Source organism: Halalkalibacter flavus, from assembly GCF_036663575.1.
Classification (GTDB): domain Bacteria; phylum Bacillota; class Bacilli; order Bacillales; family Bacillaceae_D; genus Halalkalibacter; species Halalkalibacter flavus.
The window spans coordinates 1-1,626 of sequence record NZ_JAWRVK010000096.1; the positions used below are offsets into that span (position 1 = coordinate 1).

The window sequence follows — 1,626 nt, forward strand, 5'->3', positions numbered from 1 at the left end:
TTCATGGTAGACCCTCATGCCGCGCTGCGGCACCATCAAATATATGAAAAAGAATGATCCCCAAGTGTAGTTTCCCTTATTCTTGTCAATCCTTCTGATACGGCTGGCGAAGGAAGGTCGTTAGACTATGGTGCCTTGAGCCCGCATGGTAGACTGATTTACTACGACCAGGTGCACCACAAATTGTCGCTCTCTTTATGAGAAGCACGCAGGATAGATTAATCTAATATGGTTGTGGCACCAGCCTTTAATTTACTTCAGCCTATAGGAAGGATGTTAATAATGGATGTTGTTTACGATCGCTGTTGTGGACTGGATGTTCACAAAAAGAGTATCACAGCTTGCGTGATTGTAACAAAAGGAAAAGAAATAAAAACTTTTGGCACAATGACACATGACCTTTTCGAATTAGTTGACTGGATTAAAAGTAAACGATGTACGCATGTTGCCATGGAAAGTACAGGTGTATTTTGGAAACCAATTTATAATTTACTGGAATTAGATGACATACAGCCAATGGTTGTAAATGCAGCTCACATCAAAGCTGTTCCCGGACGTAAAACCGATGTGAAAGATGCAGAATGGATTGCTAAATTACTCCGTCATGGCCTTCTTCAACCCAGTTACATTCCCAGTCGAGAACAAAGGGAATTACGTGAATTGGTTCGTTATCGTCGAAGTCTTATTGAAGAAAGATCTAGGGAAATTAGTAGAATCCAAAAGGTGTTGGAAGGTGCTAATATTAAACTTTCTTCAGTGGCAACGGATATTATGGGTGTCTCTGGCCGATCTATGATTAAAGCAATCATCAACGGAGTTGATAATCCTGAAGAATTAGCTGGTCTAGCCAAAAGAAGCTTGAAGAAAAAAAAGGACGATTTGAAACGGGCTTTATTCGGTTCGGTCGGACCACATCAAAAAATGATGTTAAAAAACCAGCTTACTCATATTGAATTTTTAGATCAGCAAATCGCTATGTTAAATGAAGAAGTCCAGGATCGTATGCAACCATATGAACAAGATATTGAATTACTTGATTCCATTCCCGGCATTGGTAGAAGCCATGCGGAACAACTTTTAGCTGAAATAGGACTCGGAAAAGAAATTTCGAATCAATTTCCTTCAGCTTCTCATTTATGTTCGTGGGCTGGAATGGTTCCAGGTAATAATGAAAGTGCTGGTAAAAAAAAGTCCGGAAAAACGAGAAAAGGTAATAAAAAGTTACGAGCAGCGCTTGTTGAAGCAGCACATTCTGCAGCAAAAACAAAAAACACCTATCTTTCTGCCCAATATAAACGCTTAGCAGCGAGAATTGGTAAGAAACGTGCGGCAGTGGCGGTTGGACATACCATTTTAACGATTGTTTATCACTTGTTAAACAAAAGGCAAACATATATTGAGTTGGGTGCGGATTACTTTGATCGACGAAAGAAAGAAATTGTAATAAAGCAATCTATTAAACGATTAGAGACTCTTGGTTGTAAAGTAACGGTTGAAGATGTCGCGTAATTATATATGAAAGGTATAAAATTATTATGTAAAAGCCTAGTTTTTTTTAAAAGATTTTGCTAGGTCTAGTTTCGTATGCCAAAAATGCACTTCTACCAATGGTTATTTTCAGGATAG

1 protein-coding gene is annotated in these 1,626 nt (G+C 38.6%); it reads left to right on the forward strand.

Translation table 11 applies throughout. The annotated features are described in order from the left end of the window. The first annotated feature begins 282 nt into the window (after nt 1–282). On the forward strand, nt 283–1,509 hold the full coding sequence (locus SAY88_RS24485) for an IS110 family RNA-guided transposase (RefSeq protein ID WP_332635057.1): 1,227 nt from the start codon (nt 283–285) through the stop codon (nt 1,507–1,509). Nucleotides 1,510–1,626 lie beyond the last annotated feature (117 nt).